The following is a 22,855-nucleotide window of genomic DNA, read 5'->3' on the forward strand; positions in this document are numbered from 1 at the left end:
CACAGATATTCACCACAAACCTATCTAACTTAAAAGACAATGTCAACGGGCTGTTGTCTAAAAAATTGTTAAAACGGTCAATTAATATCTCTTTGAACGAGTTTCTTAGCCAATGGTTTAATTGTCGTCTTCTTTTTTTGTATTTTTTTAGCAACTGGTTGCTCTGCCGGGGGAATTTCCATCCATAGTACTTGCCCTTTCGTAGGCTTTTCCGATTCCCTCCAGCGAAAACCGTCCAACTGCTGTACGTCTTCCGTAATTTCTTTGGGTGGAATAAGTTGTGAATCCGGATGGCCATAAAAACGAATCCGCCCAACTTTATTATCGGCAAACTCGATATTCATTTTACTGGATTCAACATGGTTCAACCCGATCATCCTGTTTTTTTCGTCAAGGGCATAATAAAGACTTTGTCCATTGCCATCCACAATCACCCGGTCCAGCACAGTTTGTTCCTGAACACCAGCAGTTGTCGACGCAGGTGATGTGCTGTTTTTTACCATTACGCGTTGAGCGGGGGAATTCGTTGCAACGGTTGACACATTACGTTGGACGCTGGCCATAGCCGCCGATTGATTAACTGGAGCTCCGGTCACAGCGGGCGTGAGCGTATCGGAATGGACCCGTTTCGTAACGAAATAAGCCGTAATCGTCCGGCCTTTTACCTGATTGTAATTTTGAAGGGTATCGAGCGAAATAATGAACGACTTAGTTTTCATAAACATCGTATTGATCCGATTATTCTTGAGCAGTACGCGCATCGAATCGGCTTCCATCTGATATTTATTCTGACTCCAGACAATCGGTTTTTTGTAAAAATAAATCGTAGAATCGGCGGTACTATAAATGAGCGAATCACACTTGCTTTGCAAATCTGATTTGTACAGAAATACATTTTTTTGCCCCAACAGTCGACGTGTATTTGTGACTTTGTTATCGAACGAGAACAACGTATCGGCCCGTAGATAAAGCGTATCATTTGTGGTTTCGTTGGCAAGACTTTTGGCTACGGCATGACCAGTTACCCGCGAGATACCCGCTTTACCGTTGTACCGAACGTGATCGCCAAGAATAACGGCTTTACGGTCTTTGGCAACCATGATTACGTTACCTTTTGCAATACCCAGCTCCGATACGTTATCATAATAAAGCGAGTCACCGGTTAGGCGGTATTTAGGGGTTTCGACCGTAGCCCGCCGTTGAAAATTCGATATGCCCGTTACGGTATTATACTGCCCTTCAACGGCCGTTAAAACACCCTCTTTATTTTTGATTTTCGTTGGACCCTGGAACGTAGCGATTCGGGTAAGCGAATTGTACAGAAGAGAGTCGGCCGTGATCGTACCTTTCGGGTTGACCAGAACTACATCCCGGTAGAAGGTAAATAATTTTGTTCGGGTATCGTAGTAGCCTTCACGGCTGGTCAATACGTTCTCTTTATCGACAATACGACCCGGTACCGGATAGTGGGCAATGCCCGAGAGCATATCATAATCAAGCTGGGCGGTTGTTAAGGTCATTTTCCGGTCACGCATGACGACGTGGCTACGCATGTTGGCCTGGCGGGTATTGCCATAGTAAAGCATGCTATCGCCCTGAACCGTAATCGTGTCGCCCTGTACCAATCTAACATTCCCATAAGCCTCGATAACATTCGTTGTTACGTTCTGGATAGCGAGATTGCAATACATCAACACGCCTTTATGCCGTAGCCTGACGTTATTGTGTAACTTTCGCACAGCCTGACCAGGGATGTTGAGAACCACCAGGCTATCGGCATGGAATAACTCTACTTTATCATTCGCACCACTAGCCGCAGGGGGGCGACTGGCTGGCGGTGCGCCAACCTGAGCCAGGGCATCAGTGGTTAGAAATAGCAAGCCGAACCCAACGAACGCGACAAAGAAGCGGGTAAGTGAACGAATCATATTGACAAAACTACGGTCTTAGAACCGTGTACCGGATGTTAGAACGGGATTTTTTAGGATTTATTAACGATAATCAACTGTTCGGTCCAGCCGACAAGGTGCTGCTGGCGGTTAGTGGCGGGCTAGATTCCATTGTCATGGCGGAGCTGTTTTACAAAATTAGTCAGCCATTTGCTATTGCTCATGTTAACTTCGGTTTGCGCGGTACTGAGTCCGATGCCGATGCGTTTTTTGTACAAAACAAAGCTGAGCAGTACGGGGTTCCGTTTCACCTGACCCGCTTCGATACGGCTGCTGTGGCTAATGAACGTAGTATATCCATTCAAATGGCCGCTCGTGAACTTCGCTACGCCTGGTTTCAGCAGCTTCTTCAGGAACATCAATACGGTTGCGTCGCAACAGCCCATCACCAGAATGATGTACTTGAAACAATACTGCTTAACCTAACTCGCGGCACAGGTATTGCGGGTTTACGGGGTATCGCCGTTAAGCAGAATCAGGTTGTTCGGCCGTTGCTATTTGCTACGCGTGACCAACTAGCAGCGTATGCCGAAACGCAAAGATTGACGTACCGCGAGGACAGTTCCAATGCTGAAGATAAATACGCCCGCAATAGAATCCGGCATCACGTAGTACCTGTACTCACGGAGGTGAATCCGGGGCTATGGCAGACATTACCACGTACCACTGAGCGCTTACGGGCCAGCGAAACACTGGTACAGGCTGAACTAACCCGCTCCTGGCAAGCTATCCACGAGCAGTATGGGGAGAAAATACTTTTGCCTATTAGCAAGTTGTTGACACTGGCAGAACGGGCGTTTTGCTTATCGGAGTGGTTAAGGCCAATGGGTTTTACGGTCGATCAGACAGAGCAGATGAGTAATGTACTTAGTCAACCCGTTGGGCAAGTGTTTTTGTCGGCAACGTATCGGGTAACGCATGAACGTAATGGGCTCATGCTGGAGCCATTGCGTTTAGTACCTGATTATGAACTTAAATTAACCGAATGGCCAGCCGAACCTATTGCCGTGGCAGGGCAATTCACACTGGCTGTCGAATTCATCGATAAACCTACCGACTTTCAGCCAGTTACAAAGTCAAACGTAGCGGTTCTGGACGCGGAGAAACTGACGTTCCCAATCACAATTCGTCCCTGGCGGCAGGGCGACCGTTTTCGACCACTGGGGTTAAGTGGGCACAAACTGGTCAGTGATTTATTAAACGATCTTAAACTAAGTCGTTCTGAACGGGAGAAAACGGCAGTTCTGTTGTCAGGAGATTCAATTGCCTGGGTGATTGGGCGTCGAATTGATCACCGCTTCCGAATAACGCAGGCAACCAGACGAATTTGTCAGCTTACGTTTCTGAATTGATACTGAACAGTATACACAAACAGCCTGATAGATTAGCAGGCTGTTTGTGTGGGGAAAAACGCTTACGAATTCTTCACGTGCTTTTTATGAACCGTTTTAGTCGTCTTCGTTGCGGCCTTGGATGAAGGCATGGTTTTCTTAACGGTCGTTGTGGTTTTACTGGCTGGTTTATCCTGCGAGGGTGAATTAGCCAGCGTTACGTTGCCTGAAAGAGCGGCTATAGCGAAGATAGCCAAAATTGATTTTTTCATGGTTTTGAGAATGGTTTACTTCCTGAGCGATATTGCTCATTGAAAGAACAGCCGGTAGTATTAAAAGCTGATGAACTATAACTTAAAAGAGGCTTAAAGTGTTATTAAGCGCGCCGTGACAGACAATTGACCTATGTGTCGCATCGTGTGCTCAGCCGCGTGGACCAGTAAGCCAATTACTGTTGAGGGGAATTGTGCCCGGCCAACTCCACGCGGTTCGGTTAAGGTCCCTTCATCGGTATGACGGAGTTGGTCAAGTGCCTGGTCAACTTGTTCGCTAAAATGCTGGATTAATTCCTTCATAGACGGCGTCGGCTGGGTTGGGTTTTCTTCGGATGCCAGTGCGGTGAGCTGGTCTGAGGAGAGGGATTCTCCACGAGCATACGTAAAGGTTCGGTCCAATACGCCAGTCAGGTGTTGCAGATGGAAACCGACAGAAGCTACTGACTTACCGTTGCGATCAGTAGGTCGTTCCCAGAGTAATTCGTCCGGAAAGTCGTGTGTCAGTACGTTCAGTTCTTCGCGTGCCTGCAGGAGCGCATGAGCAACAGGCTGGAGTAGGGGAGGAATATCGGGAAGAGGACCGCGTAACCAAACTTCGCGGGTTTCGAGAGGAGGCATAGATACGTAGTGAATAGTATTGTGGGAATTAAATTACTGTTCCGCCATCTGCATAAAACAAACTCCCTGTACTGTAAGAGGAGGCATCAGACGCCAGAAACAAGGCCAGTGGACTAATTTCGTCAGTGGTGCCCATGCGCGCAATCGGAATGCGTTTGGTGAAATGATCCAGAATTTTGTCGTCCTGCCAAAGGGCCTGACTGAATTTCGTTTTGATAAGACCGGGGCAAATCGCATTGACACGGATTCCGTCGGCTCCCCATTCTTTAGCGAGCACTTTGGTGAGCATATTGAGCGATGCCTTGCTGACACTGTAAATCCCCAAGCCAGGATCAGGCGTATGACCAGCAATGCTGCTCATCATGATAATGCTTCCACCGCCCCGCTCTTTCATGCTGGAGTAGCACAATTTACTCAACTCGAAAGGAGCTTTTACGTTAGCCTGCATAATCTTATCAAAGGCCATTCCGTCGCAGTCGAGCGAAGGACCAAACACTGGATTAGAGGCTGCATTATTCACTAAAATATCAATCCCACCATAAACGGAAATCGTTTTAGCAACTAACGCTTGTAGTTGATCCATATCGCCAACATGGGCTGCAACACCCGTTGCGTTGCCACCTTGCGCCTGAATGTCCTGGGCGAGTTCATCGCAGGCATCCTGTTTTCGACTACTAACAATCACATTTGCCCCGAAGCGAGCATACAGACGAGCGATTTCCTCGCCAATGCCTTTGCTGGCGCCGGTAATGATGGCTACTTTACCGGTCAGGTCAAACAGGGCTTTTTCCGGAATTGGTTGGGCTGGCATAAAAAAGAATTTAAACACAAAAGCGCAAGACTTTGCTACGATCGCAAAAGCCGCTGCGCACGTTACGTATTCTTGGCGCCTTTGCGTTTAAAAATTAAAGATTATTTCTCGAAGAAGCAGACCGTACCGCCCACCCAGTCTTTGTTTTTATTGAAATTAACCCCAATCATTTCGCCCCGACTTAAGCGACTCAGGTTAGTCAGCAGGGTTGGTTTTGAGTCGGGCTTTGGCCAGATAAACAGCATACGAATCTCGCATTTCACTAATTCGTCGGGCGACTGAATAACCGGCTCGTATTTAACCTTACGCTGCAATAAATAACCATCGCGCTGATGAACCGGAATAGCGTCGAGATCGGCAGACGTAATGTTCAGCTTTACACCACTGCCCGCAAACGAAAACAAGGGTTTCAATACGTAGTTCTCCAGGTCGGCTGGATACTCGTTCAGGGCAGACAAATAGTAGCTGGCAGGTACGTAAGGACTTTTCAGTATAGGCAGCGTGTATTTGCTGATCCGGAAAAACCAGTTCGGATGACCTACCCAGTCAACATCCACGTCGTCGGTAAGGTGGAAGTCTGTCTTTAAAACCGGGAAGTTCTGTAAATCGTCGAAGATCAGCCGGTTATAAATTCGTTTAATACGTATCTGACGCCCATCTTTTTCATAATACAAAGCCCGTCCGTCTTTCCGGATTTTAGTCAGGCAGACTGGAGCAACGCCCGTGTATTTTTCTGTTAGTACAAAGTCGATCCGTGTTTTTTGCTTCTCCGGATAGATTTCCAGCAGAATGACTTCTTCAGGATTGCAATCGCCGACGAGCATGTCCCGTAATTTCTCCAGATAATCGGCGTTTGTGTCGACATTGAACAGATGCGAGAGAGTATCCGGAATGGGATAAGTAGCCCGAAATAGGGCTGCCAGATACGGCTGAAAGCCATACAGCGACGGAAACCCCTGTAATTCGATTAACTGAGGGGTCAGTTCACCGTCTTCGTTTTTACAGACCGCAAAATCTACCGCCAGGAATTGCGTATGTGCATCCGGTCCGTCGTACGGTTCGTTCGGAACACGCTGTCCATTCGGAATTGCATTCTCCGTCAAAACCATGAAATCTTCGCGTGTGATTACGTCAATGATGTCGTCACAGGCTTGAAGAAGCTTGTCCGTCAAGACTTTTGGCACGAAGACAGGTGTTTCGGCTACACGAAAATCTAACTGATTGGGCAGGTCACTATTAATTTTATCCAAAAAAGCCCGGTAGCGTTCCGGGCTAAAAGCTTGATTAAAAGTTTGACGAACGGGCTGGATCATAGATTTTCTTTGAAATTTCTTAACCACAAAGGCACGGAGAACACAGAGATAAATCCAGTATGCTAAGTACCTCTGTGTTCTCCGTGCCTTTGTGGTTAGTGACTAATTCTGTTCAATGAATTGTTCAGAGGGAGCTAAAGCGGAAATAGCTTGCCGCAGAAAACCGGGCAGAATAACTGATTCGGTAAGGGCTATCTTATCCGGGTCCTGCAAATACGCGACCATGTCGTTGTACTTAGCTTCGCCGAAATTCGTAACAATCTGATTCCGCTTCTCCTCTGTCATGAAGTAACGTAACATACCTTCGTTATCGGCCTCCGGGTGAAACTGTGTACCAATAATTTCCGGCGAGAATCGAATGGACATGATGGCGCGGTCGAGTGGTACGTGTGGACGGATTTTTTCCAGACCCAGGATAATGGCTCCCTGCTCATCCATACGGTCAAGATTGGGCTCCGTGATCTGATAATCCCGCGAATCTACCGCGTAGAATGGATCGGGCAATTTCTTAAGCAGAGGTTCCGAGCAACCTTCGTCTGTTTTATGGACCGGAAAAATACCGAACGAAGTCGATTTACGCTTGCTAAGCACAGCCAGATCCAGATGGCGAACTACCAGCTGAAACGAGTGGCAGATTAGAAAGACAAACTTTTTCCGATCATTACGCTGGTTCCAGGAAAAAAGCTGGTCGATCAACGCAAAGTAGGGTTGTTCCCAGGGCTCGTCTGATTCCAGTGGACTACCAGGCCCCCCCGACGAGATATAAATATCGTACTCCAAACCAGGAATTTCGTTCTTAGCCCGAACATTGAAAACATCAAATGCTAATTCAGCATGATCATTACCCTGTACGTTTCGGATCAGCTGCATAATGCAACGCATACCCTCATTGGCATGCCCATTATTCATATCCAGAACGGCAATTTTTGCTAAACTCATAGGTGTAAAGCGGCTGGAAAGCCGCATTGCTTATTATAGAAATAGCGGCTTTCCAGCCGCTTTACACACAACTACCTGATTCCCAAAGAAGTTTCCTCGACAATGTAATCAACAACGCGTTTCAGGTCATTGTGCTGCTGAAAAACAGCTAATTGACGATCGGCGCCAGTACCCATTTCGAGGATTTTCAGTACGTATTCACACTCCGCACGGCTACCCAGATCATCAACGACGTCGTCAATAAAATTGAGTAGTTCGTGAATAAGCTGGTGCGTCGGAACTTCTTCCTGCTTTCCGAAATCGATCAATTTTCCCTCAATGCCATAGCGCGCAGCCCGCCACTTATTCTCATTGATGAGAATGCGCCGATAGGGCCGAAAATTCAGATTTTGCTTGTGTAGTTTATAAATTTTAGCGACCAACGCCTGCATGATGGCGGCCAGACAAATTGTTTCATCGGCGCGCATGGGTACGTCGCAAATACGGAATTCAATGGTGTCGAAGAACGGGTGTAGCCGAATGTCCCACCAGATTTTTTTGCCGTTATCAATACAACCCGTCTTGACCAATAGCTCAATGTATTCGTCGTACTCAGCCGCCGACGAAAAGAAGTCTGGAATACCCGTACGTGGAAACTTGTCGAACACCTTAGACCGATAGGATTTAAAACCCGTGTTACGTCCCCGCCAGAAAGGGGAGTTCGTCGACAGTGCATAAATGTGCGGCAGAAAATACCGTACAGCATTCATAATCTGAACCCCTTCGTTCCGACTTTCAATCCCGACGTGAACGTGCAGACCAAAAATCAGGTTGGACCGGGCCACATCGCGTAACTCTTCAATAAGTCGGTCGTAGCGTTCATTAGGGGTTATCAGCTGATCCTGCCAGTCCGAGAAAGGGTGCGTGCCTGCTGCTGCAATTTTCAGGTTTTGATTATCTGCCAGTTCAATAATCATTTTGCGGAGATACGTTACCTCCTGACGAGCATCCTGAATATTATTGCAGATATTCGTACCGACTTCAACCACTGCCTGGTGCATTTCGGCCTTTACGCGTTCATGCAGGACAATCTGACCACCATCGACAATCTTTGACATGTGCGACCGTAACTCGCCTGAGCTAGGGTCAATCGTTTGAAATTCTTCTTCGATCCCGAGAGTAAATACTGGCATTGATGGTATGATTTAAGGTGGTCGGGCCACGCAAACGGGCCATAACTACGGGGTAAGATACAGATTTTTTATAAACCGGATGACATTGAGATGGTTTTCATCATGAACAGAGGATTTAAATGGAAAAGAAGGTATGAGAACGCAACGTGAGAAGAAACTGATTACGAAATACTGGCTCTTTGGCGGTGGTGGAGCTATGTTATTAGGTAGTGGATTAGCTGTATTATTGCATGGATCAAAGCTCAGAGAAGTTAACGCAGACTCCTGGTTCTGGGTTAGTACGGGCGGGTTTGCCCTGATCATGTCAGGTCTGGGTTTTATTGGCGATGCTAATCGATTTAGAACACTAGCAGACGTGTTGCGGGAGTTGGATACACGTAGTAAAACCTAAGTCACGAAGCCAGGAAACGTTTAGAGTAAAGCGTTAGTTTGACCGATATGGCTGAACCTCCCAAGCGAACAATTATCGAGACAGTGAAACAGTACGGAAATCGGCTGTCTCGGTTTATTCGTGGGCAAGTGAAATCAGACGAAGATGCGGAAGATATTTTACAGGATGTCTGGTATCAGCTCAGCCGGGTTGTTGATCTCGATGGCATTGAAAGCATAAGCGGCTGGCTGTTTCAGGTAGCCCGAAACCGAATAACCGATACGTATCGAAAGAAAAAAGAAGATGCGTTATCGGATACAGAGTTTGACGATGAGGATGGCAACATCAGTTTTCGGGAGATTCTGCTGGCTGATGCTGAAACCCCCGAAGATCAGTTTTTTAAGGATATATTCTGGGACGAACTAATGCGCGCGCTGAACGAACTGCCTGAAAATCAACGTATCGTGTTTGTTCAGAATGAATTGGAAGACAAAACCTTGCAGGAAATTGCTGATCAATCGGGCGAGAATCTGAAAACGATTATTTCCCGAAAACGCTACGCCGTTCAACACCTCCGAAAACGCCTGCAAACTCTATACGACGAACTCGATAAACTATAAGACAATGAGAACTCCTTACGGACGAAGACGATTCAGGTTTTTTCCGGTGCTTATTCTGCTCGCGCTGGCGTTCATTTCGTTTGTGGTATACTGGCTCTGGAACAACGTATTGGTAGCAGTTACCGGCGTCAGAGCCGTTACGTACTGGCAGGCGATTGGCTTGTTAATTTTATCGAGAATCCTGTTTGGAGGGTTCAAATTCGGTCGACCAACGGGTGGAGGGCCCTATACTGGTAGCGGACTTCACTGGCGTGAAAAATGGCGCCAGATGAGCGAAGAAGAACGTGCGAAATTTAAGAACGAATGGCGAAGGCGTGGGCGAGATGAAGACAGAGCGTAAACTTAGGAAACGATACGTATATATTGTTAAGCAAATAGTGTATACGCCCAGGATTTTTTGCCCATTCACTTATTTGTTTGAATGATTATAGACAAATTGTTTAACAAAGCTTATCAACGGTTAGTTAAAAAATAAGAAAGCAGGAAACTGCTTTTGTTGGCTACGTGTGGTGAAAGCTACAGTAGCCAAATGGTGTGGATAGAATCGGAAAGCCTGGCTGTTATGCGGCCCGGCTTTCTTGTTTGTAGACGTAATTGGTTTCCTGCTTTCTCTTTGTTCATATAAGTTAACACTAGTCTTAAAATTTTTAATGATTAGAATTGACTTACCAGCCAATTACACAACAGGTAATTGACCTAGCTACTTAATGTATTTTCGGTTTTATATATTGGGTAACTTAACTTTGTTTAATTAGACTGTAATAATTATATATAGACACTTTTTTTGTTGAAAATTGACTAAACGGTAGCTTGTATAACTAGTAGAGTAAATAGTACGCGCTAATTTTCTATGTATTTAATCAGTTGGCTACAAGGTAATTTTTGTGAGTGGGAAAAGACGTATAATCAGCTATTGTAACTTTAACGAAACTAAATAGGCTGATTAGTTGAATTATCGACTCAATTGTAGGTAGTAATGGAAATAATGAAAGGCTACTAATCAATCCACTAGTGGGTTGGCTATTTGCTATGTACTACAGAAGCTTCTAAAGGGGTGTTCAGTCGGAGCCGCGCCACGCGTATACCTGACATATTTTTGTGCCACTGAACATAATCACTTAGTGGATCGGACGTAATAACGACCGCGCCCAGATCGGAGGAAGCGTGCATCAAATGAATCCGACCATCGGGGTGACGGACCGCCAGACCGACATGTTTCATATCGAGACCAGGGCGAGAAGCCATGAGCATAATAATATCTCCTTCACGGAGCTGCGCTTCGGCCTGAGCAATGTTTTTCTTCGGGATAAACGAAAAAGACTGTTGACCCAGCGACGCTTCCGTTTGAGCAACCTGCTTATACACATCCGGATTGCTTAACTGAGGATATTTGTACGTAGCTGTGGTCATGTAAGACACCGGCTTGATGACCGACATACAGCCCGACAGCTCCTGAGTTACATCGTTTAACAGCCCTTTCCGCTCATTATCGCGGAGCCAGTCAGAAAAGTAATGCAACCGACTGGCATAGCCATTAATCTGACCGTCCCGATAGCGAAGTTTAGTCAGATACTTCCGAAATGTCTGTTCAAAAAGCGGGGAATTTTGCTTGCCCGGCACATCATGCCAGGTTAGTGAAAGCGCCAGTACCGTTTCCAGATACGTAGTGCAGTCAAATTCACGAACGCTAACGACCAACTGTTCGGTTGGATTGACATCGAGTGTATGCGGAACATAAGGACGACCCAGAAACTGCCTGCCAATAGTGACCGTAGTTTCAGCCGCTGATTTGCCTTCCACAAGCGTCAAGGCTTGTAATTGAGTAAGAATACCATCCTGCGCCTGCCCTAAAAAAGGGGTGAGCAGAAGCAGAAAAAATCCAGTAAAAAACTTTAACATAAATAGGTGGGTACATTTGAGCATAGTCTATAGACGAGACATAGCTCAAAAAGTACCCTAAATCTAGGATTTAATTTCCAGCACACGAACACTTCTTGGTGACAAAAGCAGCGGTACGCCCGCTAAGCCAACGCCATTGACTTCCGTGTTAGTTAGAAAAATATCGGTAAACCAGTACGTATTCAGAGCGTCTAGCCCCATCGCGTCAAACGCCTGACCAGGAATTCGTACAAGTGTGTCGTAGGTATGCTGACTTGAGAAGTTGCAGACAATGAGTAGTTTCTGCCGATCCGTATAGCGAAGGTAACTGTAAATCTGATGTGCGTCATAGCCTGGGCTTTGGCCATTGTCGTTGACGTACTGCAGATCGTAGAAATAACCATTTTGAATCGCGTCAGAACCCGTAATCAGGTAGTTTAGCTGCTGATAAAAGGCCCGTAGGTTCCGTTGTTCGTCGGTAAGCCTTCCGCCGTCGTAGTTTCCTTCGTTAAGCCAGCCCTGCCAGCGGGGTAAACCCCAGTAATCGAAGATAGTTGTTCGCCCATCATCACCGCTAAACCCTTCGGCACCCTCTGCCCGAACGCCTACTTCCTGCCCGAAGTAAATCAGAATAGGCCCTGTATTCATGGTAGCCGTTAGTGTCATGCCGGGTATAGCTGCCCAGGGATCATTAGCGAAAAAGCGAGAGGCAATTCGTTGTTCATCATGATTTTCCAGAAACCGAAGCATGTGTTGCGAAAAATCGCCGGATTCCTGCTGCCACACGCGCGTGAGGCTGTAGCATGAGCCATGCCCCTCCATCAATTCCCGAACCGAATCGTATAAGCCTACCTTGTCGTACAGGTAATCAAAGCCGCCTTCAAAAATAAAGGACCGATACAGCCCCGGATCGTAGATTTCAGCAATAAAAAGCAATCTGGGGTATTTTCGTTTGACCTGACTAGTAGCCCATTTCCAGAACTCGACCGGTACGTAATGGGCCATGTCGCACCGAAACCCGTCGATCCCTTTGTTGGCCCAGAACAAAAGAATATCGAGCATTTGATGCCAGGTAGCCGGAACAGGATCGAAGTGATGACTTCCGTCGAAAACATTAATGCCATAGTTTAATTTGACCGTTTCGTACCAGTCGTTGACGTCGGGCGACGACGTAACGGAGCCGCTACCCGTGACTTTAGCAGGATACTCATGCAATGCATTCGGAGCCTGTTGATTGTTGCTACGTTCCGGCGACACAAACGTTTCACCAGGCAGGTAGAAAAAATTATTGTTGGGTGAAAAACCAACGGACGTATCGTCGTTCTGACCTAAATCAATAACGCCCGCTGGTTTGGCATCGGACTTATACTGTCGAGCCACGTGATTCGGTACAAAATCGATGATTACCTTCAGTCCGTGGGCATGAGTTCGTTGCACCAGCGCGTCGAACTCCACCATGCGATTAGGAACTTCGACGGCCAGGTCGGGGTCGACGTCGTAATAATCTTTGATGGCATAGGGCGAGCCAGCTTTCCCTTTTACTACGGTTGGATCATCGGGAAGAATGCCATAGGCGGAATAATCGGTTTGGCTGGCATGTTCGATGATACCGGTAAACCAGACGTGTGATGCGCCGAATTGCCGGATGGCTTGCAGAGCTGCATTGTTGATGTCGTTGAATTTTCCGACGCCATTTTCATCGCGTGTGCCATGTGGCCGATTCGTTGTATTCTGATTACCAAACAATCGGGTGAAAATCTGGTAGATGATTAATTTGTCTACCACCGGGACAACAGAGGATGTGTACATAGAGTAGGGTTACTTCGGATTACAGCATGTGGCCGGATGTGCTTCGCAAAACTATGGCCTTTTTTTACGAAAATCGTGGGTTATTTTCGCGTTCTTGTTGCATTTTTCCCTGTTTAAGTGATAATTCAACCGATTTATTGTCGACCTATACATGAAAAGAAAATTGTTTACCCTTCTAATTATTCTGCTGACAGTTTTCCGATCAGCCTTTGCGCAACCGGCGCAGATTCAGCGCATCAACCCCACAAACTGGTGGGTAGGAATGAAGAACCCAGCGGTTCAGCTACTTGTGTATGGACCCAACGCCGGAACGCTGGCCTATACAATCAACTATCCGGGTGTGAAGCTGGTGAAGGCGCATACGGTTGAAAATCCAAATTATGTCTTTCTGGACCTAACGGTTTCCCCCACGGCCAAACCGGGTACGATCAATATCGTTGGAAAGCGTGGAAGTCAGACGCTAACGCAGCCATTCTCGCTACGAGCTCGTGAAACAGGACGAAAAGGCGGGGGCGTTACGGCGGCTGATTTTATTTACTTAGCCATTCCCGACCGGTTTACCAATGGCGATGAGAGTAACGACAAATTTTCGGATATGGCCGATCCTAACGCCGACCGCTCCAATCCATTCTATCGCCACGGGGGTGATCTGGCAGGAGCTGCGCGACGGATAAATTACCTGAAAGATCTGGGTGTCACGGCGATCTGGTTTACGCCCGTTCTTGAGAATAACCAACCGCTTACTAACGAGGGAGGATCAATGCGCTCGGCCTATCACGGATACGGATTCACCGATCATTACGCCATCGACCGACGAATTGGTAGGAATGAAGGCTATCTGGCCTTCATTAAAGCGGCTCATGCGGCTGGCCTGAAAGTAGTACAGGATGCAGTGTATAACCACGTTGGCATCAATCACTGGTTTATTAAAGACATGCCCAGCAAAGATTGGGTCCACCAATGGCCGACCTATACCAATACGTCTTACAAACAACAGCCGATTACAGACCCTCACGCGTCGGAGAGTGATCGAAAAGTCACGGTCGATGGCTGGTTTGTTCCCTTTCTGCCCGACCTGAATCAGAGTAATCCATACGTAGCTAATTTTCTGATTCAACACGCGATCTGGACGGTGGAAAACTTTGGGATCGATGCCTGGCGTGTCGATACGTATTTGTATAACGACATGCCATTCATGAATCGCTGTAATCAGGCGCTGATGGATCAGTATCCGAAGATTCTCATTTTCGGTGAGTCGTCCGTAAGCAACGTAGTGGACCAGTCTTACTATGTCCGGAACAAAATTGACTTTCCGTTTAAATCGAATCAGCCCGGTGGTCTCGACTTCGTCGTCTATAATGCCATCACGAACAATGCTCTGAAACAAAAGAACAGTGATGCGTTTCCACTCTATGAAACGCTGGCGCAGGATGCGGTTTACGTCGACCCAACCAAACTGGTTACGTTCCTGGACAATCACGATTTAGACCGTTACTTCTCGGTCATTGGGGAAGATTTCAATAAATACAAAATTGGCCTGACCTGGCTCTTGACAACGCGTGGTATTCCGTCGATGTATTACGGTACGGAGATTCTGATGAAGAATTTCAAAGACCCGTCGGATGCCGAAGTCCGTCGTGATTTTCCCGGTGGTTTTCCTGGCGATAAGGAAAATAAATTTGAGGCCGCCGGACGTAACGATCGGGAAAATGAAGCCTTTCTGTTTGTACGCAGACTGGCTACGTATCGGCGCGATAATCCAGTCATGCATACCGGGAAATTGATGCAGTTTCTGCCGCAGGAAGGTACGTATGTTTATTTCCGCTACGATACTAACAAAACGGTAATGATCGCTACCAACACCGGCGATAAGGAAATTTCGCTTGATACAGTTCGCTTTGCCGAACGGATGAAAGGCTTTACGTCCGCCAAAAATATTATGACCGACGCGACCATGAGCGACCTGAAACTTATTAAACTCCCTGCTAAAACCGCCCTGGTGCTGGAGTTACAGAAATAGACAACGTAACCGCGCTGTAAAACCTGTATTTTTGTGGTTCGACAATCTGAAACCTCATGCTTACAAAAGCGTTTTTATTTGATCTCGACGGCGTTATTGTCGATACGGCTATTTATCACTACCAGGCCTGGAAACGACTGGCGAATGAACTTGGATTTGATATTTCGGAGGAATTTAATGAGCGACTCAAGGGCGTTAGTCGTACCGAATCGCTCGATTTGATCCTGGAACACGGCGGCTTGTCATTACCTGATGAGAAAAAGACCGAACTGGCTACGCAGAAAAACGAATGGTATCTGGAACTGGTTAGTCGTATGACGTCCGACGATATTCTGCCGGGTGTGGCTACGTTCTTTGCGCAGGTACGAAAAGCCGGATTACGAACGGCCCTGGGTTCGGTCAGCAAAAACGCACCGTTGATTCTGGAACGTGTCGGCATGACTGATGCCTTCGATGCTATCATCGACGGTACGAAAATCAGTAAAGGCAAACCTGACCCAGAGGTATTTACGAAAGGAGCCGCTGAACTGGGTGTTTCTCCGTCCGAATGTGTGGTGTTCGAGGATGCCGTTGCGGGTGTTGAAGCGGGTAAACGAGGGGGTATGTTTGTCGTGGGAATCGGCTCGCCGGACGTACTGACACAAGCTGATCTGGTTGCTCCCTCGCTGGAAGCCCTGACGGTAGAAGAAGTTTTGGCAAAAAGTAACGCGTAATCGTTTTCTACAAATTCTTCTTTGGGAAGAAATCGTTGACAAAGCAGCTGTTCATAAATATGGATCGACATCAGCTTTGTCAACGATTTTTTAAGCTGCTTCAGCCAATCGTAAGGGTATGCTCGAAGGGCGTAACGCCTGTAAAATACACATGCAAACCTTCTGTACGCAGGCTGCCGAAGTGCGACGAATAAAGTTCGCCTTCCAGACCCGTTATTTTCGGACGGCCTGAAACGCCCGGTCCAAATTTTATGGAATCCTGCCCAGACCGATATTCCGCTGACCCAGTTTCTAAAGCATAATTATCAGCAGATTCATTCAGCTTCGTTACGCCGGTCAGTGTGCCGCCTTCCTTGAAGCAGAATTCAATGGTTACGTGGACACCGGCTTCGCTTTTTACCTCAAATGTCAGCTCGTTCGACCCGTTCTTTTCGGAAACGGTAATGGTTGTTTCCAGGGTTTTTACGTTGCTCTGGGGTCTATGCTCGAAATCCATTTTATTCCAGAAACGGCCGTCCGTGCTTTGCGAATGCGCATAGTCGCCATTGGCTTTTCTCAGATTGGCGGGTAAAGGCTGATAATACGGAACGTCTAGTTTCTGATGCAATACGTATTTCCCGGATGAATGCGTGATACCCTGACTATGAAAATAACCCGTACTGAAAAAATCGGTTGACAGCCGCATGTACTTCAGAATGGCCGCCCCTTTTCGGAAGCTAAAAAAATTAGGACTGGTCGATCGACCCGATGCAATGATGATGGGAAAATCAGCGCCCCCAAACAACGTAGTGGTCGTTGCGTTACGTCTAATCCGGACGAGATTCGTTTGTTTAAAGAATTCGTCAAAGTTAACCGATGGTGCTTTGGGTGTTGGAACTGGTTTTTTATAAAGTGGATCTTCCAGGTAAGAAACCAACAAATCATTAAGAATCCGGCTGGTAAAACCGGGCAGCGTTTCAATAAACCGGGCGATGGCCGCAAACTCAGGATTGGTATCGTGAATGGCCAGATACAGGTAGTCGTGGTAGAAATTCAGGATCGTAATGGGCGCAAACTGATCCTGCCTCCTCGAATCGACCGTGACCAGCTCGCCGTTCGGTTCGCAATGGTAATACACCAACTCAAGATTTTTTCGAACGGGCTCGAGCAATTTCGGCTTGGAAAGCAGACGGGCCATCGTAACCAGCGCCCGGTCGATAACCGCCGAATAATTCATGCTACGTTCGAGATAATTCCCTTCGTCATCAATAAAAACGCCTTCGGCCAGCCACTCATTAATCCGAATCACGTAGCCCGGATCGGGATATAGGGCGTTAATCTTTGCCAATGCTGCGGATACGACCCAGCGGTGATTGGGGGTATGCACGCCACCTGTTTTGAGAGATTCCCCGGCTTTTACGATAAACTCTTTAAGCCCGGCTTTTACGTCATTCAGGCCAGTGGTGGTATTTTTTTGCAGGATGGTAGCCGCTGAACAAAGCGGTTCCAGGATAAAGGCGGTGTCGGGAGGAGAAGCCAGATTGCCAAAATCGAGGGTACCATCGCTGTGCTGCGCCTTTAAAAGAAAACGGATAATTTTCGACATAAACGGCAGCAGTTCCGCTTTCTGATAATAGCGGGAAGTAGGTTCACAGAAAGCCGCTACCAGATTGGCCAGATCGTAGCCCGATCGGCGTTTCACTTCGGTGATCTCAGGTTCTAAGGCCGTCAGTAATTTGGCAACCTCTTCGTTATTAGCCGCTACTATTTTTTTATAAGAAGTGTCATCGGTAGTTTTTTCATTCCAGGCGTTTGCCAGGAACGGCGAAAACGTAGCCATTGTCGCAAGCCCTGCGTAGTGCAGGAATGCTTTCCTTGAAATGTTTTCCATGTTTTATTGAGCAGTGAAAGGCTTCATACATTTAGTAGCCACAGAGCGCTCCGTGCCGCGACGGTGGAGCGCTCTGTGGCTACTAATCAATAACCAGGATTCTGCGTCAGGGCTGGGTTTACGGTGAAGGCCGTTGTTGGGATGGGGAAAATCCGGTGATTCACATCCGCATCTGTTTTGAAACCCCAGGCTCCTTCATATTTGCCAAACCGGATCATGTCGTTCCGATGCCAGGTTTCCCAGGCAAACTCGCGGCTTCGTTCGGCATAAATACCATCCAGCGTTATACTCGATAAAGCAGTCGTCGTCGTGCGATTTGCGCGTAACTGATTCACCAGCGAAAGTGCCGTCTGTCCCTGTGTCGCCGTTCCACCCCGAAGAATGGCCTCGGCTTTCATCAGAAGAATATCGGAATACCGGAACATGGGTACGTCGTTATTCTGGTTACGCGATGTCGACGTATTATCGGGATAAAATTTAATGTTTCGATAGCCCATGTTCCAGGCAATTTCGTCGTTGCCCAGATCGAATGTCGCTACGTCCTGACGCAGAACGATCTGTGGAGTCAGGTTCACCTGGTAGGTATAGGCAGCCGCTCCGTCCGAGCCCGTATAGGTCTGGTCGTAGCCTTTTTTGGTGGTCGTTACGGTAACGGGCGTCACACCGTCATTCATGTACTGAAGTCCAGTAAGCCATTGCCCATTCCGGACGTCATTAGGATCGTTAAAATTTGCGTAAAACTCTGGGAGCGTGCTTCTGGGCGCACTGGGCGTAAAGGGAAGACTGAATTTTCTGGTTTCCGAGCGGGGAACATCATACCGCGCATGGTACATCATGCCATTCGTGCCCGACATGGCCCCGGCCGCTGGGTCGTATGGAATGGCAAAGATGAATTCTTTCATGGATGGCCCGTTGTTGGGATAAAACATCTGCAGATACGAGGATCGGGGTTCCAGTGCGTAAAAGCCCGAATTGATGACACTATCACAGGCGATTACGGCATCATTGTAGCGCTGCGTGCCCGTGTAATACTCTGCATTCAGGTACATTTTCGCCAATAGAGCAAAGGCCGTGAATTTATTCGCTCGTCCGTAAACAGCCTGCCCGGTCGTCCGACTCAGGTTCGGTAAGGCTGCTTTTACTTCATCTTCAATAAACTTGAATACCTGTGCACGCGGTACGGTAGGATGAGGTGAAAAATCGCCATAGGTCGCTATGATAGGCACATTACCGTACAAGTCCATCATCATGAAATAAGCCAGTGCCCGCACCATTCTTAATTCGGATAGATTCGTTGCCTTGGTAGCCGTCGAAGCCGGAATAGTCTGATCCAGAATGGACAACGACTGGTTTGTAACGCCAATCACAGTCGACAGCCAGCTCCAGGCGCCGTTGGTGGAGCCATGGTCCTTGGTCCAGTTATGGTAGTGGAGCATCCGATAGTTTTGGTTGTCATACCAGTTACCACCACGAGCGGGCAAGATGGCCTCGTCGGAACTCAGGGATTGCATGAACCAGTAATCCAGCGAAAAATTACCCCGAAGAGCCGCATAGGGCGGGCCGGATGCCTGAATGAACTGCGACGAATTCTGCGGAAAAATATCGGGTGTTAGTTCGGTGTTAACCGGTACGTTTATGTCGTGACAGGCTGTGGTCAGGTAAACAAACAGCGCCAGAAACGCGCTGGACGTGAATATTTTTTTCATGGGTAGTTTCGCTAAGGTTTTAGAATGACACATTGACCCCCACCAGAAGCGTCCGGGTTTTCGGATAGAAATTGTTTGCATCAACACCTGGTGCGATTCCGCCCTGGTTGATTTCAGGATCAATGCCTTTATAGCCCGTGATGACGAACGCATTGTTGACGGTGGCGTAGACTCGCAACGATTTCACATACTCGCCGGTGTTCTTAAAATTGTATCCCAACGTAGCATTGTCTAAGCGCACGTAACTCCCATCTTCAATAAACCGGCTGGAGTATTTGTACGAGTTAACGTCGGTAGCTTTTTCGTCGGCTGCGTCGACCAGAATGTTGGTAAACTGTGCCGTACTGGGCCGGAACAGATCGGCGCGGGTAGCGTTGAAGATTTTATTTCCGAATACTCCCCGGAAAAACAGATTGAAGTCGAAGTTTCTGTACCGTAGCGTGTTCGTCCAGCCGAGCAGCAGTTTCGGTTGTGGGCTACCAAGGTATTTGTAGTCGGCTCCAATAACCGGCGTTGTCGTGAGATCGCCTTTCTGGTTCACGTATTGCGAAACGCCTTTTTCATTTTTCCCGGCGTACTGAAGCGAGAAGAACTGACCCAGGGGCATCCCCGCCTTTAGGATCTGTAACGTACTGCCTGTTTGACCGTTGCCTTCGGGCTGGGTAATCCGTACCGAATCTCCCCCAACAAATAGAGGGTTTGTCAGGCTGGTAATTTTGTTGGTGTTGTGAGCCAGATTAATACCGGTTGTCCAACTGAAATTGGTGGTACGAACGGGCGTAGCGCTCAAACTAAACTCAATCCCTTTGTTATTCATGCTCCCGCCATTGGCGATAATGCTACCCACCGGCACCAGCGTCGGGTCAACCCGGTACGAGTAAATCATGCCGGTGGTATTCTTATCATACCATTCAACTGTGCCGCTGAGTTTGCCTTTCAGGATAGTAAAATCGAGGCCGATGTTTGTCGTTGCCGTTTTCTCCCACCGCAAGTCGGGGTTGGCCGCCTGCGTTGGTCCGTAAGCAGCCGTCTGAACGCCATTGTAGTAATACGTACCGAGGCTACCCGAAATGAACTGGGCTGTGTAGGCATTGAATCCTGTTGCATTACCCGTAACGCCATAGCTGGCCCGTAGCTTCAAGTCATTAAAGAGGCTTTGGTTCTGCATGAAGCTTTCCTGACTCACGCGCCAGGCAAATCCAGCTGCTGGAAAATAGCCCCACTGGTTGTTCGCGCCGAATACCGAACTACCATCGCGCCGAATCGATCCCTGAATCAGATATTTGTCTTTGTAATTGTAATTGAGTCGGGCAAAATCAGAGATCAGGCGGTTTTCCTGGTAGATACCGTCCGGACCAAAATTCACCCGGTACGATGAAATGGCATATGGATTACTCAGGGCAAAATTGTTGTAGCCGATGTTGTCGACGGGAAAGTTCGTGCTCGACGTCTGGAAGCCATCGCCCGCTATGTTTCCCTGCCACGAGTACCCGAGCACGGCATTGATCGTGTGATCGCCGAACGATTTATCCCACGTTAGAAACGTTTCCAGGACTTTACGCGTAGTCTGATACGTATTCCGCAACGCCGAGCCGTTTGTGCCGAAATTCAGCAATGAGTGTACTGCCGGTGGATCAGGATTGTTGTAAAAGTTCGCGCTGTTATACTGTGAATAATAACTGTCGTACGATTCTCCATGCAGCGACGTATTGTTTTGGTACGATAAATTCAGATCGTACGAAAGGCCGAACGGCAATTGGACGTGCGTATTGAAGGAGCCAACCAGGTTATTGTACTTCGTATTATCCTTCGCATGGTTGATCATGGCTGCCGGATTGAAATAGCCCGTATTCTGAAAGTTCTCAAAATAACTGCCATCTGGGTTGGTTACGGGCGATACTGGCAGGTGGTTGATCATCTGCAACAGTACGTTGTTCCGCAGCGGAGTGTTGTTGGCGTTGCTATTGGAGTTCGTTACGTTCAGGCTAAATCGTACTTTGTCGTTAAAGGCGTACTGATCGACGGCCAGCCGGGCAATAACCCGGTTCAGCGAGCTTCCTAGCAAAATCCCCTGCTTGTCCAGATAGTTGAGGCTGGCGCTGTACGTACTGTGTTCCGTTCCGCCACTGATCGACAGGTTGTGGTTATGCGAAACCGCCGAACTTTGCTGAACGGCATTTTGCCAGTTCGTATTAGCGCCTTTGTCATCAATGGGCGAAAACGACTGACCATTCTGCGTCAGAAAGGCTCGTAACTGGTCAGCATTCATCATCTTCAGGGTGCTGGAAACGCTTTCAATCCCGGCATAGCCACTGTAGGCGATCTGCATCTGACCGCGTTTTCCCCGCTTCGTCGTCACCATAATCACGCCATTGGCAGCCCGGTTACCGTAAATGGCCGTAGCGGCTGCATCTTTCAGTACGTCAATGGAGGCAATGTCATCGGGCGCGATAATCGAAATGTCAGCGCCGGGTACACCGTCGATCACATAAAATGGACCTTGTGAGCTGTTAATGGTCGATGCGCCCCGCAAAACCACCGCAGCAGGCGCATTTGGATCGCCATTGGCCGAGATGTTCAGACCCGGTACTTTCCCCTGCAATAACTGCCCGACATCACTGATAGCGCCCCGGTTGAGTTCTTCGGGTTTAATGGTGCTAATGGCGCTGGTGAGGTTTTTACGCGACTGGGTACCGTAACCCACCACCACGACTTCGTTCAGTGATTTCTCATCGGCCGACAATCGAACCGTGATGGCGGTCTGGTTGCCGACCCGGATTTCCTGGGGCTGATAACCGACGAAACTAAACACTAGAACCGCCGAATTATCAGGAACTGCCAGCCGAAAATTACCTTGTCCATCGGTGGTCGTTCCTTTGGCACTACCTTTTATCAGTACGTTCACGCCCGGCAGGGCTTCGCCTTTGGCATCGCGCACCGTACCTGTCACAACCTGATCGGCAACAGTCATTTCTTTCGTGTCGGGCGTATCCGCTACGTTGACAGCGATGGCTTGGTCGATGGGAGCAGACGTACCGGCTGGGTCGGTGCCGACTACACGAACGGAGGCCGTATTGTCTTTTTCTTTTCCCGCTTTGGCAGGCTGAATCAGATAGGCATTCTTCTTTACTTTTTTGTAGCGAAGACCTAGCGGCTGTAACAACTGCTTCAGTTCAGTTTCAATAGGACGAGCGAAATCCTGAGCGGTTGTTTTGTAGCCCTCCACAGTTTTATCTTCGAACAGCAGATCGACCTGGTAAGCTTTTTTTAATTGAGTAAGAGCTTCTTTGAGAGACAGGTAGGTTGCTGGAATCGGTTTCTGTAGCGGAGTAGCTCCGCTTTTCTGATAGCGTTTGGCCAGCACTTGTCCCGATGCTGGCCAGGTCTGAAAGGCCAGCAGAAGCACAAAAAAAGGAGTAACAAGTAAGGGATTTTTCATAAATAGGAAGCATTAAGAGGTA

At 47.9% G+C, this 22,855-nt stretch carries 18 protein-coding genes; 6 read left to right on the plus strand and 12 right to left on the minus strand.

Annotated features, from left to right (window positions below; all coding sequences use genetic code 11):
• Positions 1-77 precede the first annotated feature (77 nt).
• A complete protein-coding gene (locus tag IC230_RS21060) occupies positions 78-1,928 on the minus strand; it encodes an OstA-like protein (RefSeq protein WP_191041029.1) in 1,851 nt (616 codons plus the stop codon).
• A gap of 35 nt (positions 1,929-1,963) precedes the next feature.
• Between IC230_RS21060 and tilS the strand changes: the two genes are divergently transcribed.
• Complete coding sequence (gene tilS / locus IC230_RS21065; protein WP_191041030.1) at positions 1,964-3,301, plus strand: tRNA lysidine(34) synthetase TilS; 1,338 nt, start codon at positions 1,964-1,966, stop codon at positions 3,299-3,301.
• Positions 3,302-3,363: 62 nt separating this feature from the next.
• Here tilS and IC230_RS21070 read toward each other — a convergent pair whose 3' ends face one another.
• The 6 genes from IC230_RS21070 to IC230_RS21095 all read right to left on the minus strand — a co-directional run bounded on the left by IC230_RS21070 (position 3,364) and on the right by IC230_RS21095 (position 8,408).
• A complete protein-coding gene (locus IC230_RS21070) occupies positions 3,364-3,552 on the minus strand; it encodes a lipoprotein (RefSeq protein WP_191041031.1) in 189 nt (62 codons plus the stop codon).
• A gap of 93 nt (positions 3,553-3,645) precedes the next feature.
• A complete protein-coding gene (locus IC230_RS21075; protein ID WP_191041032.1) occupies positions 3,646-4,173 on the minus strand; it encodes a DinB family protein in 528 nt (175 codons plus the stop codon).
• Positions 4,174-4,201: 28 nt separating this feature from the next.
• The gene (locus IC230_RS21080) at positions 4,202-4,984 is read right to left on the minus strand and encodes a glucose 1-dehydrogenase (RefSeq protein WP_191041033.1); all 783 of its coding nucleotides are present in this window, start codon (positions 4,982-4,984) and stop codon (positions 4,202-4,204) included.
• Positions 4,985-5,085: 101 nt separating this feature from the next.
• Entirely contained in the window at positions 5,086-6,297 is a 1,212-nt protein-coding gene (locus tag IC230_RS21085; RefSeq protein ID WP_191041034.1) for a hypothetical protein, read from the minus strand.
• Positions 6,298-6,399: 102 nt separating this feature from the next.
• Entirely contained in the window at positions 6,400-7,236 is an 837-nt protein-coding gene (locus tag IC230_RS21090; RefSeq protein ID WP_191041035.1) for a type 1 glutamine amidotransferase, read from the minus strand.
• 71 nt (positions 7,237-7,307) lie between these two features.
• Entirely contained in the window at positions 7,308-8,408 is a 1,101-nt protein-coding gene (locus IC230_RS21095; RefSeq protein WP_191041036.1) for a carboxylate-amine ligase, read from the minus strand.
• Between the two features lie 133 nt (positions 8,409-8,541).
• Here IC230_RS21095 and IC230_RS21100 point away from each other — a divergent pair, with 133 nt between their 5' ends.
• From IC230_RS21100 to IC230_RS21110, 3 genes are read left to right on the plus strand one after another with little or no spacing between them, the layout of a single operon-like run.
• Complete coding sequence (locus IC230_RS21100; protein ID WP_191041037.1) at positions 8,542-8,799, plus strand: hypothetical protein; 258 nt, start codon at positions 8,542-8,544, stop codon at positions 8,797-8,799.
• Positions 8,800-8,846: 47 nt separating this feature from the next.
• Positions 8,847-9,398, plus strand: coding sequence for an RNA polymerase sigma factor (locus IC230_RS21105; protein ID WP_191041038.1), 552 nt, complete (start codon positions 8,847-8,849; stop codon positions 9,396-9,398).
• A gap of 4 nt (positions 9,399-9,402) precedes the next feature.
• A complete protein-coding gene (locus IC230_RS21110; protein WP_191041039.1) occupies positions 9,403-9,738 on the plus strand; it encodes a hypothetical protein in 336 nt (111 codons plus the stop codon).
• 680 nt (positions 9,739-10,418) lie between these two features.
• On the opposite strand, the gene IC230_RS21115 is transcribed toward IC230_RS21110, so the two are convergent.
• Both IC230_RS21115 and IC230_RS21120 read right to left on the minus strand, forming a co-directional pair.
• On the minus strand, positions 10,419-11,297 hold the full coding sequence (locus IC230_RS21115) for an N-acetylmuramoyl-L-alanine amidase-like domain-containing protein (RefSeq protein WP_191041040.1): 879 nt from the start codon (positions 11,295-11,297) through the stop codon (positions 10,419-10,421).
• Positions 11,298-11,360: 63 nt separating this feature from the next.
• Positions 11,361-13,085, minus strand: a complete 1,725-nt coding sequence (locus tag IC230_RS21120; protein WP_191041041.1) for an alpha-amylase family protein — start codon at positions 13,083-13,085, stop codon at positions 11,361-11,363.
• A 151-nt stretch (positions 13,086-13,236) separates the two neighbouring features.
• Here IC230_RS21120 and IC230_RS21125 point away from each other — a divergent pair, with 151 nt between their 5' ends.
• Together IC230_RS21125 and pgmB are read left to right on the plus strand one after the other, a co-directional pair.
• On the plus strand, positions 13,237-15,105 hold the full coding sequence (locus tag IC230_RS21125; protein WP_191041042.1) for an alpha-amylase family glycosyl hydrolase: 1,869 nt from the start codon (positions 13,237-13,239) through the stop codon (positions 15,103-15,105).
• A gap of 56 nt (positions 15,106-15,161) precedes the next feature.
• Complete coding sequence (gene pgmB, locus IC230_RS21130; protein WP_191041043.1) at positions 15,162-15,818, plus strand: beta-phosphoglucomutase; 657 nt, start codon at positions 15,162-15,164, stop codon at positions 15,816-15,818.
• Between the two features lie 100 nt (positions 15,819-15,918).
• On the opposite strand, the gene IC230_RS21135 is transcribed toward pgmB, so the two are convergent.
• From IC230_RS21135 to IC230_RS21145, 3 genes are all read right to left on the minus strand, one after another.
• The gene (locus tag IC230_RS21135) at positions 15,919-17,688 is read right to left on the minus strand and encodes a hypothetical protein (protein WP_191041044.1); all 1,770 of its coding nucleotides are present in this window, start codon (positions 17,686-17,688) and stop codon (positions 15,919-15,921) included.
• Positions 17,689-17,774: 86 nt separating this feature from the next.
• Entirely contained in the window at positions 17,775-19,394 is a 1,620-nt protein-coding gene (locus IC230_RS21140; protein WP_191041045.1) for a RagB/SusD family nutrient uptake outer membrane protein, read from the minus strand.
• Between the two features lie 19 nt (positions 19,395-19,413).
• Positions 19,414-22,833, minus strand: coding sequence for a SusC/RagA family TonB-linked outer membrane protein (locus IC230_RS21145; RefSeq protein WP_191041046.1), 3,420 nt, complete (start codon positions 22,831-22,833; stop codon positions 19,414-19,416).
• Positions 22,834-22,855: the final 22 nt, after the last annotated feature.

The organism is Spirosoma validum (assembly GCF_014699035.1).
In the GTDB taxonomy this organism is placed as follows: Bacteria; Bacteroidota; Bacteroidia; order Cytophagales; family Spirosomataceae; genus Spirosoma; species Spirosoma validum.